Annotated in this window: 11 protein-coding genes; all 11 read right to left on the reverse strand. The window is 37.4% G+C overall.

Annotated features, from left to right (window positions below; genetic code table 11):
• Positions 1-76: 76 nt before the first annotated feature.
• Entirely contained in the window at positions 77-2,155 is a 2,079-nt protein-coding gene (htpG, locus tag T498_RS0103990) for a molecular chaperone HtpG (RefSeq protein WP_028234806.1), read from the reverse strand.
• Positions 2,156-2,263: 108 nt separating this feature from the next.
• Entirely contained in the window at positions 2,264-2,668 is a 405-nt protein-coding gene (locus tag T498_RS0103995) for a PaaI family thioesterase (protein ID WP_051524577.1), read from the reverse strand.
• A gap of 87 nt (positions 2,669-2,755) precedes the next feature.
• The gene (locus T498_RS0104000) at positions 2,756-3,733 is read right to left on the reverse strand and encodes a LacI family DNA-binding transcriptional regulator (RefSeq protein ID WP_028234808.1); all 978 of its coding nucleotides are present in this window, start codon (positions 3,731-3,733) and stop codon (positions 2,756-2,758) included.
• A 16-nt stretch (positions 3,734-3,749) separates the two neighbouring features.
• Positions 3,750-4,604, reverse strand: a complete 855-nt coding sequence (locus T498_RS0104005; protein ID WP_028234809.1) for a carbohydrate ABC transporter permease — start codon at positions 4,602-4,604, stop codon at positions 3,750-3,752.
• A complete protein-coding gene (locus T498_RS0104010; RefSeq protein WP_028234810.1) occupies positions 4,604-5,482 on the reverse strand; it encodes a carbohydrate ABC transporter permease in 879 nt (292 codons plus the stop codon). Before T498_RS0104010 ends, T498_RS0104005 begins: the two co-directional genes overlap by 1 nt.
• A gap of 214 nt (positions 5,483-5,696) precedes the next feature.
• Positions 5,697-6,983 (reverse strand): ABC transporter substrate-binding protein, encoded by a 1,287-nt coding sequence (locus T498_RS0104015; protein WP_028234811.1) that lies wholly within the window; start codon positions 6,981-6,983, stop codon positions 5,697-5,699.
• Positions 6,984-7,281: 298 nt separating this feature from the next.
• Positions 7,282-7,725: a DUF6465 family protein gene (locus tag T498_RS16105; protein ID WP_051524578.1), complete on the reverse strand. Its 444-nt coding sequence runs from the start codon at positions 7,723-7,725 to the stop codon at positions 7,282-7,284.
• Positions 7,726-7,880: 155 nt separating this feature from the next.
• Positions 7,881-8,870: a peptidylprolyl isomerase gene (locus T498_RS14795; protein WP_051524579.1), complete on the reverse strand. Its 990-nt coding sequence runs from the start codon at positions 8,868-8,870 to the stop codon at positions 7,881-7,883.
• A gap of 1 nt (position 8,871) precedes the next feature.
• A complete protein-coding gene (locus T498_RS0104030; protein WP_028234812.1) occupies positions 8,872-9,126 on the reverse strand; it encodes a hypothetical protein in 255 nt (84 codons plus the stop codon).
• Positions 9,111-12,710, reverse strand: a complete 3,600-nt coding sequence (addA, locus tag T498_RS0104035; RefSeq protein ID WP_028234813.1) for a helicase-exonuclease AddAB subunit AddA — start codon at positions 12,708-12,710, stop codon at positions 9,111-9,113. Before addA ends, T498_RS0104030 begins: the two co-directional genes overlap by 16 nt.
• A complete protein-coding gene (locus tag T498_RS0104040; protein WP_028234814.1) occupies positions 12,697-16,158 on the reverse strand; it encodes a PD-(D/E)XK nuclease family protein in 3,462 nt (1,153 codons plus the stop codon). Before T498_RS0104040 ends, addA begins: the two co-directional genes overlap by 14 nt.
• Between the last annotated feature and the right edge of the window lie 120 nt (positions 16,159-16,278).

Consider the following 16,278-nt stretch of genomic DNA (forward strand, 5'->3'; position numbering starts at 1 on the left):
GACTCCTCCGTCTGCCGTTATATATTTATGATTATTTTGCATCATATTATTATTTATAACAATATACTCTCTGTGATTATTTTGCCAATAACATCATAATCTTATTAGATCTAGCTACAAATTCTGTCATAGCCTCTGGTGACAATGGTGCATTAGCAATCTTAGCTAAATCATAAAGCTGAGCCGCAAATATAGGTGCGTTTTCTGCATCCTTATTGTTGAGGATATACTGTACCAAATCGTTATTTGCATTAAGCACAAGTGTCTCAGATGCTGAACCAAACATTCCCATATCCATTCCGCCCATAGCATACATTTTCATCATATCCTGCATACGGCGGCTTTCCTCTGAAACAGTAAGCATTGAAGAAAGATCCTTGTTCTTGAACTTCTCAACCTTTACATCAAGACCTTCGTTATTAAGTGCTTTTCTAAATACCTCTGTAAGTGTATCAGTCTCTGCCTTAAGCTCATCCTCAGATGTTTCTTCTACCATTGAATCAGTAACATCTGCATCTATACGACAGAACTTGTAATTTTCGTTACGCTGCTCAAGCTGTGTAATGAATGAGGTATCGATAGCATGATCAAGAATAACTGCATTCATACCTTGCTCTTTGAACATGGCTACATACTGTCCCTGCTGATTCATATCAGTTACATAGTAAACAGTCTTACGTGTATCTTCTGGCTCCTTAGATGCATCGGTGTCTTTATTTTCATCAACTACCTCAGCCTCTACCTTCTCACCATTTTCATCTGTAGCCTTCTCCTCTTCCTTGACAAGAAGCTCTGGAAGAGTAATGTACTTGTCGTTAATATCCTTGAATAAGATGTAATCGTTCATCTTATCGCAGAACTTGTTATCCTTTAAGCAACCAAACTTGATGAATGGAGCGATATCGTCCCAGTATTTTTCGTAAGATTCCTTTTCTGTCTTACACATTCCAGTAAGCTTATCAGCAACCTTCTTTGTAATGTACTCAGAAATCTTTGTAACAAATCCATCATTCTGAAGAGCAGAACGCGAAACGTTAAGTGGTAAATCAGGACAATCAATAACACCCTTAAGAAGCATTAAGAACTCTGGGATAACTTCCTTGATATTATCTGCAATAAATACCTGATTGTTATATAGCTTGATTGTACCTTCGATTGAATCGTACTCAGTATTAATCTTAGGGAAGTATAAAATACCCTTGAGATTGAATGGATAATCCATGTTAAGGTGAATCCAGAATAAAGGCTCTTTATAATCGTGGAATACATCACGATAAAATGCTTTGTAATCTTCTTCTGAGCATTCTGAAGGATTCTTTGTCCAAAGTGGATGTGTCTCGTTAAGTGGAACAGGACGCTTTACAATCTTAAGCTTATCCTTAGCTGGTGATACTTCTACCTGCTCTTTTGTACCATCTTCTTTTTCTTTCTCTTCGAATTTAGCTTCCTCATGAATCTCTTCGATTACTTTATCTGTGTCGCGCTTATCGGCAGCATCGATTGTCTCGTATTCCTCTGGAGCATCCTTCTTTGAAAGATAAATCTCAGTAGGCATGAATGAACAATACTTTTCAATGACCTCACGTGCTCTGTATTCATTAGCAAACTCTAAGCAATCCTCATTTAAGAAAAGTGTGATTTTGGTACCGACCTGATTCCAGTCGCCATCACCCATCTCAAACTCTGTGCCGCCATCACATTCCCAGTGAACAGCTGTAGCGCCATCTTTATATGATAATGTATCGATATGAACTTCATCCGCTACCATAAATGCTGAATAAAAACCGAGACCAAAATGTCCAATAATCTGATCTGAATCAGCCTTATCCTTGTACTTCTCAAGGAAATCTGTAGCACCTGAGAAAGCGATTTGATTGATGTATTCATCTACCTCTTCAGATGTCATTCCAAGACCATTATCGATGAATGTAAGTGTTTTGTCCTCTGGGCTAACGATAACCTGAACCTTAGCCTTATAATCAAGTGGAAGTGAATACTCACCCATCATATCTAACTTTTTGAGCTTTGTAATAGCATCGCAACCATTTGAAATAAGCTCTCTATAAAAAATATCGTGATCACTGTATAACCATTTTTTAATTACTGGAAAAATGTTCTCACTTGTAATTGATAAACTACCCTTTTTGTTTCCCATTATTACGTCACTCCTTTGCAATAAATCTCACTTAAATAATGATAATACTGCATTTTCTCAAAGTCAATAAAAAATTAGCACTCATTTTAAATGAGTGCTAATAAGTCATTATTTTTCCGATACACAGTAATAATCAAAGGTGCCTTTGCTGACTAATTCACCAGCTTCATCCACAACATCTACATCCACAATGCAGAATTTACGAGTACGCTTAATAACGTGTCCCTTAGCTGTAATTCTTCCAGATTTTGCCCCTTTTAAGAAGTAATAGTTAGACTGTTGAGTAACATACTCTCTTCCATCTGCGCGAGATGAATATCCTGCACATGTGTCAGCAAGAGCAAAATGCGCACCTCCATGAGCTACTCCAAGCACATTTAAAGTCTCTGGAACAATATCAATATGTGCTGTAGCACCTGTTAATTCTATGTCATCTAAAACTATATGGTTGTACTTTACAAACTCATTTGCCTCTAATGAATGGCTTAGCATATCCATTAATTCTTTACTCATTTTATATCCTCTCTTCAATAAAACACTAGACATATTATATCAAAATAGCGTAAAAAAAGGACAACCGTTTTGGTTGTCCTAAATCCCTTATGTACTCTCCCTTTTCACAAGTGATACAGGTAGAAGTGTGCGCTTTGGTACTGTTTTCCCCTCTGATGCCGAAATGACCATGTCAACTGCGGCTGACGCCATTTCTTTTATAGGTTGATGGATAGTTGAAATAGGTGGATTAGTGATTTGGGAAATCATAACGTCATCAAATCCAACTAGCTTAATATCCTCTGGAACCTTTTTTCCAAGCTTTGAACACACTTGCAACACTTGTGAAGCTATAAGGTCAGAACTGGCAAAGACGCCGTCTATTTCATCATCCAGTCCTAACGCATCCTCAAGTAAATCATGATAATCCAAACTGTTGTATTGTCCAATATTGGTCTCTACAACTTTGTAATAAATTCCGTTCTTTTCACAGACCTCTTTAAATCCCAATGTTCTGTCATCGGCTGGCATTGAATTCTCCGTTACACCGCTGACATTTAATAATCTTTTACAGCCCCTGTCAATTAGATGCATAGCAGCAAGCTCCCCTCCTTGCTTGTTATCACACTCTATTGCCGCTGTACCGTTCTCCACAAAACGCTCTACTGTAACAAGTGGAATTTTGCTATCTGTAAATTCCTGCACTGCAACACTTGCTGAAAAAAGAATTATCCCAGCAACTCGGTTGCTTGTGCACATATCAAGATACTCTTTTTCTTTATTATCTCTCCCCTTTGAATTATAAAGAATAATTTTATATCCTTTTTTACTTGCAGCGTTTTCAATATTACTAATCATCTCCGCAAAATACGGATGTCTAATATGTGGGACAATGACACCAATTGTATTTGTAGACTTCTTTGATAGAGAGCGAGCAACTTCGTTTGGTGTGTAATTAAGCTTGTCCATCGCTGCAAAAACTTTTGCTCGAGTTGCATCACTAATATAACCCCTATTATTAAGAACTCTGGAAACAGTAGTGACGGTTAAGCCACACTCTGCCGCCACATCCTTTAATGTAGCCATTAGGTCCCTCCTTAAATTATTTAACAGCGCCAGCTGTGATACCTTCAACGATATATCTCTGTAAGAAGAGGTATAGAACAAGGATTGGAAGCATCGCTAAAAGAAGTGCCGCCATGATAAGTCCTGTATCTGTTGAATATGTACCGTAGAATACCTTTGTAGCAATAGGAATAGTGTATAATTCCTTACGACCTAATACAAGTGATGGAAGTAAGTAATCATTCCAGAATGCCATTGCATCAATGATTGCTACTGTAGCAATAGTAGGCTTCAATATCGGAAATACGATTTGAGAGAAAATCTGCCATTTGTTACATCCATCAATTGTAGCTGCTTCTTCAAGAGAAATAGGTACATTGGTGTGGATACTTCCATGGAACATAAATGTTGCCATAGAAAGTGAGAATCCAATGTGCATGAATATCAATGTAATTCTATGATTCAAAATACCAAAAATTCCACCATAAAGAGAAACAAGTGGTACCATGAGAACCTGGAATGGAATAACCATTGAAGCAATCATAGTAACGAATAAAATCTTGTTTGCTTTCCAATTATTTCTAACAATAAGATATGCTGTCATAGACGACAAGATGATAGTTCCTATTGTTGAAAAAATTGTTACGACTAATGAGTTTCCAAATGATCTAAAGAAGTTCATCTTCTTGATAGCATTTGGGAAGTTCTCAAGTGTAAAGCCATGTCTACCAATCAAAGCTAAAGGATTAGCTGTGATATCTGACTTTACTTTAAATACATTCATAATAACCATAATGAAAGGGAATACAAATGCAATAAATAATATCGTAAGTACGATAATCATAAGGGCATGTTTTATTTTTTTGTTGCGTGCTGCCTTTTCGTTTTCCATTATGCCTGTACCTCCCCTTTCTTACCAACGTATACCTGTAATCCACCAATTACTGCACAAATGATGAATAAGATTAATGCCTCTGCCTGGCCAGTACCATAGTTCTTATTAATGAACGCCTGATTGTACACGTGCATAGCTGCAAGTGCTGAACTACCATATGGATCACCGTTTGTGAGTGAAAGGTTAACATCGTAAACCATGAAGCATCTGGTAATTGTAAGGAACAAACATTGAACGAATGATGCTGTCATAAGAGGTATAGATATGTGAATGATTGACTGTGAACCTGTACAGCCATCAATTTTAGCCGCCTCAATAACATCTTCTGAAACGCTCATAAATCCAGCAACATAGATAAGCATCATGTAACCTGCATACTGCCAAACTGAAACAATAATCAATGCTGCGATTGCACCACTTTCAGTTGCAAGAAGTGATTTAGCGTTTCCACTTGAAATAGTACTTGCAAGCTCAACAAGAGCTTTGTTAAATACGAACTTCCAAACATAACCTAATACGATACCACCAATTAAGTTTGGAACAAAGAAACCTGCTCTGAAAAAGTTCTGTCCTTTAATACCGCTTGTTACCATGTATGCAATGATAAAAGCTACTGCATTGACAAGGATAACTGCTATTGCAGAATAAATAAATGTTCTACCGAGTGATACCCAGTAACCTGAATCCGCAAATGCGTTAACATAATTCTCAACGCCTACGAATGGTTTTACACGTGAGACACCGTCCCAGCTAGTAAATGTAAGATATAAACCATAAATAAAAGGTATGATTACCACACAAGCAAAAATCACTGTTGAAACGCCTGCAAAGAGCAAATACTGCTTTAATTTATAGCTCATGGTATTTGTTTTCATATTGATTTCCCTTCTAATAAATTGGGCCCTGAGAGTCTCAAGGCCCATATTATGATATTCAGTGTAGTTCGCCCTATTTATGGGCTCACAAGATGTAGACTCGCCATTTAAGATGCCTTCGTCTAATGTAGTTCGCCCTATTTATAATCAGCTTCGCTGATGAGGGCTCACAGCATAATTTTTACTCGCTTACAGCTTCGCAAAAAATATGCATTTAATGTTCAATTGGTGTTGCAGACTTGAAGTATGTTTCTACTTCCTTAACTAATTCGTCTCTGCTCATAGCCTCATCTAAGTACTTCTGCATAATCTCCTGACCTACAACTGTCATGTGATCATCTGGTAAGTAGTTGTAGTTAGGGATAAGCTTTCCAGCATCAGCGTAAGACTTAACTGATAATGAAAGTGGGTCAAGTGCTGAAGCATCAATGTTATCAAATGCAGGAACAAGTGCGCACTGCTCTGTTAAGAATGCATTTCCTTCGGGATCACTTACAAGCCAATTTAAGAAATCAAGAGCTGCCTGTCTCTGCTCATCTGAAGTAGCGTCTGAGCTATCTACGAAGATGTACTTAGAACCGCCACCTACAAGCTTTGTATTTGTATCATCAGATGTATTCTCTGGTACTGGCATAATTCCCATGTTCTCTGTGTAATCGTACTGGTTGATTACTGACCAATCCCAGTTACCACCAAACATGAATGCGATTTCGCCTTCAGCAAGCTTCATTGATGTCTCTTCACGATCTGCGTTAGCTGCTGAGCCCTTAGCATAGTTGTAAGCGATTAATGTATCAAATGTATCCATAAGTTCGTTGAACTTTTCATTGCTTCCAAGATCAGCCTCACCTGCAAGTAATGAGTTTACGAATGCATCTGGATCTTCCTGCTGCTCGTATACTTCTGCGAAGTAGTGAGCTCCAAGTGACCAATACTCAGAAAGAACACCAACTGGCTGTTCCATTCCGCCTGCCTTAAGCTCATCTAAAAGAGCCTTGAAATCATCAAGTGTTGCTACAGATGATGGATCAAATGTCTCACCTGTGATAGCTTCGATTGCATCTGCGTTGTAAAGAACACCTCTTGCCTCAACACAGAATGGGAAACCAGCAAGCTTATCGTTTACTGTAATACCAAGGTTTGTATGGCTAACCCAATCTTCATTTGAAAGATCGTAAGCATAATCATCAGCAAGTGAATAAATATCCTTTGCATCTACCATTGTAAGTGTGTATGGATCATTAGATGCATACTTTGTTGCTACCTGAGAAGCAACAGTTGTGTCTGTGTCAGCGTTGTATACTTCAACGTGAACTCCTGTAGCATCCTCATAAGCCTCAGCCATTTCCTCGAACTGAGTCTGAATCTCAGTCTTAGAATTTAAAATTGTGATTGAAACCCCTGAACCAGAACCGTTAGAATCTGATCCGCCATTGCCGCATGCTACAAATGATGCTGACATAGTAGCTACCACTAAAAGTGATAATAACTTCTTCTTCATTACAATTAACCCTCCTTCAATAGGTTGTGTGTTGTTTATGTGAAGATAATAGCATTGGCTATATGGTATGTCAATCGGTTGACATACATTTTAGGCCCCAAAATGCTCATTTTGTTAGAATGAGTTAATTTCTAGTTGTCATTTTTGTGCACTTTTTACATAATATCATCTCTCATTCAAATTCTAAGAATGTTATTTAATGTTAAACGTATGACATACCATAAAGAAAAAAATAAAAAAAGCGTTATCGCATATACGATAACGCAAACAGTTCCAACAAAATACTACTAATTTAATTTTAAAGATCTACAGAGCCTACGCGGTCCTTATTAGCAACATAATAAATCTTGCGCTCTTCTGGCTTGATGTAGATATTGATTTCCTCAAGAGTCTCTTTCTTGTAATCCTTCTTGAACTGAGCCTGAGCTTTCTTTAAGCACTCAGCCTCTGTGAACTCACGATCCTGATACTGAACAACTGCTGTTGTTACTACAGCCTTCTTAGCCTTAGCTACTGTCTTCTTAACAGCCTTTGTAGCTGTCTTCTTTACTGTCTCAGCCTTCTTTGTAGCTGTAGCCTTAGCCTTTGTAGCTGTCTTCTTTGCTGTTGTAGCTTCCTTCTTAACTTCTGTTACGGCTTTCTTTGTAGCCTCTGTTGCATTAGCCGCTGCAACCTTTACTGTACTAGCAGCTGATGCAGCTGACTTCTTTACGTCATCAACTGTTACTTTTGTTGTTACCATTTTTTCACCCTCCTATATGAGCAAAACATTATTATTTTTTTATTAAGGTATATTATAGTCATTTACATTTGCAATTGCTAGTATTTACCCCTAATTTTCTACCAAATAACTAATAAAATTATAATAATCTTCACTTTTTCGTATAAATTGCGTAACTATTGTAAATATTCATTCAGTGTAGCAAATAGTTTGTCGTTTGTAAGTTCCGACACATCCTCAGGAAAATCTATACCATTCCACAATTTAGTATTCATATCTGAAAAATTTCTATTCTCTATATCTGAAACAATATCGTCTAAAACTTGCTTACGACGATTCTCAATAATTACTTCTTTATTGGCTTCTGACAGCTCCTCATTATACTTGTCCAAGCACTGGAAAAAATAATATCCACCGTCTGCTGCAACAGCTGTACTTACTTCATCTGTATCTAGATTAAATACAACCTCGTCAACTTCTTCAGGGTATTCTCCTCTTCCAAAAGTCACCTGGTAAGAATCCAATTCTGTGTATGTAGATGCAAGTCTCTCGAATGTGTATCCATAATCAATCATTCCCTGAATCTCTTGAGCCTTTGATTCATCAGATACAAATAACACGAAAGCTTCCATAACTCGTGCTTCATCTTCTGAAACTTCTTCATCAACTGAATCCATTAATTCCTGATATACCTTTGAAGCTAATGCATAGTGCTCATATATTTTCTCTATGTCGCCCTTCTTTGCACCAGTGAATGATTTTTCTGCTGAGTTCAATGATTTGTAATACTCAGCTGCTGCATCTTCACATGCCTTTTTTTCAGCATCAGAAAGTTCAATTTCATTTTCCTCGGCATATAGATTTAATACATAAACACGTGTAAGATGTTCCATTGTCAAATCTTTAATCGAACTTGTCATGGTGCTGACATCGTAATCATCAGACCAAAGATTAACTCCATTAACAGAGCCATAGATATTTTTTTCATTTAAAAGATAAACAAGCGCCTCTTTCTTTGAGCACTTCATATCTCCGATTTTAAATACAGTGCTATGACCACTTGGCGCACCAAAGTACACTTCCTTATCGTTTATTGTACATGCCGACATGGTGAGGCATAAGCATATCGTAAATACGAATGCAGTAATTCTTTTTATAAACTTCATATTAACCCTCTACAACAAGATATCTTCCATCACTTAAAGGAAAAACTTCCTCTGCAGATAGAATTTCATTCTCAGACATACCCGTTGTATCCATTCCATCCTCAAGATATGCCATAACTTCTTTTTTATTTTTGCAGACAACTGCACATACATCCTCTAAGAACTCTGCAGCTTCGTCATAGTTCTCAGCTACCTTTTCAGGAAAAAGCTGAAGCTGTTTATCCAAAAAAGTTTCGACTACTAATTTGTCGTACATATTGAAATACTCCTCTCTAATGCAAACGAATAAATTAACACTTCTTTAACTGGTTGCTCGTATGCTTTTTCAATTGCAGATTTATACAACTGCAATTGCTTTTCATATCTTAACACTAACTCATCTTCTTCGTCCACTCTATCTGTCTTATAATCCAAAAGAACTATTCCATCATCTTCTTCCCAAAATACATCAATGATTCCCTGAACAAGAATCAGTTCATCTGATGCATCCGAATCTGCAAACAAGTCCTCTGCATCTGAGCCAAAGACAAAAGGCTTTTCTTTATAAAGACGATTCTTTAAAGCCGCCATGCGCATACGATTTGCGGAATCATCCTTCAAAAATGTTTTTAATTTATTGATACTAATTCTTTCAAACTCATCCTCTGATAAACACTTGATTTGATTCATATATTTAAGTTGTTCATCAAAAGAGTCTATAATATCCTCTCTAGCAAAATCATAGCATTCCAAAAACCTATGCATTGCAGTTCCATATAGTGCTCCAGCCGGGACATTGGCATTTTTTGTTTCTTCTTCAGATGCCCCTCTCATAAATATTGGAATGTATCGTTCATCCTCGTTAAATATGAATGCAGGTGCAGCATCTTCATTAAATGCAAAAGCCTTTTCCATCTGCTGATGCTTGATTTCAGAAACCGAGTACTTGCTTTTATATGCGCTGTCTTTAATACCATCATATTCATAAGATAAGATATTTGATATCGCATTTTCGGAATTCATTTCATCTTTTGAAATCATATCCTTTATGATTATTTTAGCCTGCTCTTTTGATATGGTTTCTTGGATTTCACTTATAAATAAATCTTCGCAATTTATCAATTTCCTTTTATAGTTGTAGCCGGTAATATTCAAAGCTCTAACTATCAACTCCAAACTCGAAGAAGCCTTTAGCTTTGTGTAAGTGTCAAGGGTGGCATCAAACTCCTCTAACTTTTGTATGACACTCTTGCTACTAGACGGCTTTACTGTCGATGTAATGATAAGCTTATCTACCGCTCTGGTAAGTGCAACATACAGTATTCTTAAATACTCTCCTCTGGCCTCTGCCTGGACTCTGGACTTTACTATATTATAAAGAGGTGTTTTATATGAAAGTCGTGTAGCTGGATTGCGATAATTCATAGCAAGTCCCAGCTTGTCATCATAACAATAATATCCCCCTTCGGATTTTATGCCTCTGCCACAGCCTGCAACGAAAACAACCGGGAACTCAAGTCCCTTGCTCTTGTGAATAGTCATAATTCTAACTGCTTCATCATTTTCGGTTACAATCTTAGCCAAGCCTAAATCTTCATCGTATGTCTTAAGTCCTTCTATATATGAGACAAATCTGGATAAACCCTTAAAGCTGGTATTTTCAAATCTTATGGCTTCATCGATAAGCTTATCTAAATTAGCCGACGCCATCTTTCCATTAGGAAGCGCTCTTGTGTATACGTCAAATCCAGTTTCTTTTAAAATATGCTGAAGCATTTCATGAATCGGAGTATCAATAGCCTCATCTCTAAACTGATTTAATACTTCAAGGAATGCTTCCACATCTTTTGCATGAAACTCATTTTGATATTCCAGAATGCAGTCGTAAAATGAAATCTTTGGATTAGTAGCTCTGATTTCTGCCAATCTTTCTGACGAAAATCCAAACATAGGAGAATGAAGCGCTGCAACTATTGGAATATCATTAAATGGATTGTCGATTGTTTGAAGCATGGCAAGCACTGTTTCTATCTCTTCTCTATCGAAGAACCCAGTTTCCTCCGCAACATAGGCCGGAATACCGCAATCCTTTAACACAGAAATATATTTATCTGCATGATCTTTCGTGCCTCGCATCAAGATAACAATATCCGAAAGCCCCATTTTTCTTTGAGCTCTTCCATCATCACCTTTACAGCTAACTTCAAATTGTTCTGCAACAAGCTCCTTTATTCTCTTTGCTATTACAAGAGCTTCCAGAGAATCTGCATCATCAATATTCAACTCACTCATTGCATCTTTATCCTCTGATGCAATAAGCATCTCGGCAATATAATCCTCTTTATTTCCTTTAAAGGAATCATCCCCAAGCTTTAAAGCAGCCCTTTCGTCATAGGTAACACCACCTACATCCATCTGCATTAGCGGTTCAAATACTTTATTGCAAAATTCCAGAACTTCAAATCTACTACGGAAATTTTTATCCAAATCAATGCGAATAGAATCCCCTTCTGTTGTCATTGGATACGAATCCAGCTTATCAATAAAAAGCTTTGGACTAGCCTGTCTAAAAGCATAAATAGACTGCTTTACATCACCTACTGTGAAATAATCTCGCCCATTTGTGATAGCTGTTAGTATCTGCTCCTGTAGTTCGTTGGAATCCTGATACTCATCAACCATTACCTCTTTAAAATGATTGGAAAGCTCAATGGCAACAGGACGTTTTTCGTGGGCCTCAGAATCCTTGTCCCTGAGTATTTCAAGTGCCATATGCTCAATATCATTGAAATCAAAAATATTGCGTTGCTTCTTTTCCAAAAGAAGCGCTTCGGAATACGCCTTTGCAAACTTCAGTAATGCTTCTGCCTGCCTTTTAACAAATGAAATATCCCTTACCATACTCTCTAGATTTACAGAGTAATATGATTCCTGAAGAGATCTTGTTATTTCTTTATATAATGCGCGCAGTGCTCTTGCTCGTTTTATATCATCATCATTCAGTACTGTTCCCTTTGTACCAAGCCTTGCCGCAAAGCTTGTATTATTGATAGCTTCATACTTATCCACATAACTTGATGCTTCAAAAATGCGTTTCAACAATGCAAGCTCATGAGACAGCTGTGTGGCATCATCGCTTTTACAATCTCCATTATATAAAGATATGAATCGCTCTAATTGAGCTATAGGCTTTTCCAGAAAAGTATCAGTCAGTTTAACAATTTCTTTTGCAAGCTCAGAATCTGCCAGCGCTTCAACAGTATCGATATCATACAGTTTAAGAGCATTGTCATACCACTCGTCGAGCCAAGCATAGCTTTGAGCCTTCTTGTGAAGCTCATGCACCATATCCTTTAATGTGGAAATATTTCTTCCACTTATATAAGCATCTGCCAGAAGCTTAAAATCCTCATCTGGGTTTTCAAGTTTGGATGACAAAAGATCGTTGAACACATTATCATCCAACATTTTCAACTCACCAGTCTGACCGATTCTAAAGGAAGGATCCATATCAATTTCATAAAAGTAGTTTTTAACAATCCAATTGCAAAAACTATCAATGGTACGGATATGAGCGCTATGAATAAGTGTGGCCTGGGTACGGATTCTGGCACTGCTGCTATTTGATAGGATTGCTTTTTCTATAGCTTGACGAATCCTGTCCTTCATCTCTGCCGCTGCTGCATTTGTGAAGGTAACCACCAGGATTTGATCTACATCTATTCCATTTTTCTCATCCAGTATTTCAGATATAATTCGCTCTACCAATACAAAAGTCTTGCCGCTGCCTGCTGCAGCGCTAACAAGCATATTTTTACCTCTTGTATTTTTTACAAGCTCCTGTTCCTTAGTCAGTGCCACTGGTATCCTCTCCTAATTCCTTTTTCATTAATTCTATTATTTCCGAATTGTCTTTTGCCTTCGCCAAATCCCTGGCATTAAACCCAGCTTCATTTTCGTTGAAGTGACATATGCTACTGTAATTACAATATCTGCAGGCATCGATGTGTGTCCCTAAACGGGCAGGTGATGGTTCAAACTCGCCTTCAATTATTCTTTCAGCCGTCTTCGATGCAGATAGCATAGAGTAATCTATTACTGTTTGCATATCCTGCCTGCTAACAGCATTTGTTTTGGCAGATAAATCTCCTCCTGCCTTTATTCCATAAGGTACAATTGATGATTCTTTAGTCTGACCATCTCCCAGTCCTACCGTAGAATCATTAGCCCTTAAATCATCTTCCTCAAGAGATAAAAGACCTTCCATTTTGTTCTGCTTTACTCGCTCTTCTTCGGCACTCTTGCTATCTGCCGAAGTCTCTAAAAACTTATTTGCAAGTTCATAATAAAGCATTGCAGAAGGATGAAATGCTGTATTTGGATATTTTTCTTTTAGCTTGTCTATTACAACACCCATATATATTGGAAGCTGTAAAGATAATCCATAATAGCATTCACTTAATTCAAGCTTATGACCGCTTGATTTGTAATCTATGATTCTAACAGCCTTATCATCTGATGCCGTTAAATCGATTCTATCAACCTTTCCCTTGAGATTTGCAAGCTGCTCATCTGTTTCTAATGAATATATCTTTGAAGTTATTTCTTCTTCAAACATCTCCGGCTCAAACTCACCTCTTGAAACCTGCAGAGTGATTACCTGAACCACATATCTTAATGTGTCCTTCATACTCTCCACGATGTATCTTTGAGTGTAATCCTCCAAGGTGGCTACCTTTGCCATGCTTTCAAACGTCTGGGAAATTGCAACATCAATATACTTTTCCCGCTCGGCTTCTGTAACCTCTCTAAAGGTCTTGCCATCCTCCTTTAAAGCCTGCGAATATCTCTCAATGGCCTCATGATAGAAGTTGCCCATGTCGATACTTGAAAGCTCGAACTGTTCTCGTTCTTTAAGCTTTAAGACATATGTAAGGAAATATTTGTAGCTGCATTCGTTGTATAACTCGAACTTAGATATTGAGCCTGATATTATCTCATCTTCATTTAATGCCTCATTTACAGCAAGCATTACATCCTGAGAAAAGCTTTCCTTTTTGTGCTCGTAAAATGCACCTTCTATCAAAAGATTAAGTGCTTCTTCCTCATTCTTCTTTGCCCAAGCTATAAGCTGGCTAAGCAGCCTGTGTTCTTCTGCTGATAAGGCGTCAAACCCAAATGTTACAGCCTTGTTCAAAAGCTCTGTCAAATAAGTAAGACAGCTTGTTTTTGATAGCATCTTATCCTCTGGTGAAAACTCAATAATTTCGTTTAATGTAAGACCTGGGAATAATTTTTTAATTGTATCAATTAAATATGATGGATTAACACCTTTTCCCTCGCCATCTACTCGTGGCATTGTAATATAAAGCCTTTCATTTGGCTTTGTGAGCATTAAATATAGATAAAAGCGCTGTCTAAATGATTTTTGCCTGTCACTAGGTGCAAGTTCAAAGCCTAATGCTAAAAGCTGTTCTCGTTCTAACTGAGACAAAATACCACCATTTTCGACTTTTTTAGGAATTGAATCGTCTGAAGCTCCCATACAAAACAGCACCTTTATATTGGATAATCTGGTACGTTCAATATCTCCCAAAATCACACTATCATTTGCAGGTGGGATGACACCAATTGAAGCTGCAGATAATCCTGCTTCATATATGTCATGGAATTCCTTTAACGCCATAGGTTCATCGCCCAAAATGCCTACCAACTTGTCAAAAATATCCATAATGACCTGGTAAACCTGGCTGTACTCCTTCGCTCTGACAGTCTCATTTTTATCTTCATACATTTGGCCGCGTTGTTTGAGCTTGCCTTCAAAATCAAAAGTAACCATAAAATTATATAAAGCCACTGCAATGATTCGTACATTCAGATTTTTGTCTGAAAGCTGCTTATCCAATTCCATAAATGGCTTTATGATGGATTCTCTGATTTGATTTACCTTTAGCAAATCTTCATCCTCAGAAAACTGATTAGAACGGATGGCAAATGGATGGAAATACTTTTTCTTGCCTCTTATACCGGTAGAAATCAGGTAGTTTTCCAAAAAATCTATGTCCTCCACTGGAATATCAACCATTCCAGATCTGAGGAATCTAAACACATCTTCTCTTCTAAAATCTCTTTCAAAAATGTCAAATACCGCTGCCAAAGCTTCAGACATAGGTGAAAACAAGATTTCTGTTTTGGCATCAATGAAGTAAGGTATGTTGTACTCAAAAAATATCTCTGCCGCCAAATAGCGATATGTTTCTAGATTTGGTGTAACAACAGCAATGTCCTTATAGTGCATTCCCTGTCTCACCAAACGATTAATCTGGATGGCCGTATAACGCAGCTCATCTCGTATGCTTCGACAGCTAGTGAGCACTATTGAATCTTTAGCATCGTCCCCTTCATAAGCCTTGCAATTGTCGCGAAAGATATTTCTTTCCAAGTGACTCAATACACTATTATTTGATAACCAACCGTTATCTGCTGAAATCATCATTATCGGATTGATTTCAACCTGCTTGCGCTTTGCAAGCTTATTCAGCTTTAATGCAAATTCTGAAGACATGGAAAATAAAGCATCCTCTCCCTTATCCTCCAGAAGGGATGCTTCTTCATCAGCTGTTATGGTTACAGCAACCTCGTCACATATATCAAGCATGTGCTCCACAAGTTGATACTGAATTGGGGTAAATCCTGTAAATCCATCTAAAACTACCGTAGAATTCTGTACAATCTTAGAATCATCTAATAGCTCATTAAGTGTAGACAGAATTGACTCTGTGGTAACATATTTTCCATTAATAAAGTCCAAAAAAGCCTCGTATAAAACTAACAAATCCGAGGCTTTTCTCCTGAAACTTTCAGACATTGCAGGGCTGGCAATCATCTCTTTTAATTTATCAGCTGTTATATTATACTGAGTCATTTCGGAGATAAGTGACTTCACCTGCGTTATATAGCTAATTTTAGTTATATTCTTACTTAAGGTTTTGAGTTCTTTTAGATGATTATTAATTATCTTTCGTACAACAAGTGATTTTCCGGTATCATCAAGTACTGCATTTACACCTGCTGCAAGCTCCTCAAATACTCTATATGCCAATCTATTAAAGGACAAAACATCTATGTTCATAATGCACTTGTTTGGATGCATCTGAACCAGCAAACGCTGAGTAGACATTGTGTACTGTTCAGGAACTATGATAAGAAAATTCTTATCCTTATTTTCAATTGATTCTTTTATTATCCTTGAATAAAGGGTAGTGGATTTACCACTACCCGAACTACCAACTACTATTGATAATGCCATTTATACCTCATGTAATCCGCTCGTTACGGCTACAAGCATTATCTTACTTTGCTTCGCATGGAAAGCTTCGCTTGAGTAAGAAATTAGCTTGATGCCTACGAGCTCATTTAATTAGTTTAA

Source organism: Pseudobutyrivibrio sp. MD2005, assembly GCF_000621865.1.
Taxonomy (GTDB): domain Bacteria; phylum Bacillota; class Clostridia; order Lachnospirales; family Lachnospiraceae; genus Pseudobutyrivibrio.